Source organism: Streptococcus pseudopneumoniae, assembly GCF_001072315.1.
Classification (GTDB): Bacteria; Bacillota; Bacilli; order Lactobacillales; family Streptococcaceae; genus Streptococcus; species Streptococcus pseudopneumoniae_R.
Genome location: NZ_JVLI01000047.1, coordinates 1 through 255, shown reverse-complemented (window position 1 = coordinate 255; position 255 = coordinate 1). Strand labels below are relative to the sequence as shown.

The window sequence follows — 255 nt, the reverse complement described above, 5'->3', positions numbered from 1 at the left end:
AAATGGCGCGAGACGGAATCGAACCGCCGACACATGGAGCTTCAATCCATTGCTCTACCAACTGAGCTACCGAGCCTTATTGCGGGAGCAGGATTTGAACCTACGACCTTCGGGTTATGAGCCCGACGAGCTACCGAGCTGCTCCATCCCGCGTTAATAAAAAAGGAGGATGTGGGATTCGAACCCACGCACGCTTTTACACGCCTGACGGTTTTCAAGACCGTTCCCTTCAGCCGGACTTGGGTAATCCTCCAA

General features: G+C 53.7%; 3 tRNA genes. All 3 read right to left on the bottom strand.

From position 1 onward, the window contains the following. Positions 1–3: 3 nt before the first annotated feature. Positions 4–76, bottom strand: a tRNA-Phe gene (locus ADH54_RS01875). A gap of 3 nt (positions 77–79) precedes the next feature. Next, positions 80–153, bottom strand: a tRNA-Met gene (locus ADH54_RS01870). 10 nt (positions 154–163) lie between these two features. After that, positions 164–253 (bottom strand) — tRNA-Ser (locus ADH54_RS01865). Positions 254–255: the final 2 nt, after the last annotated feature.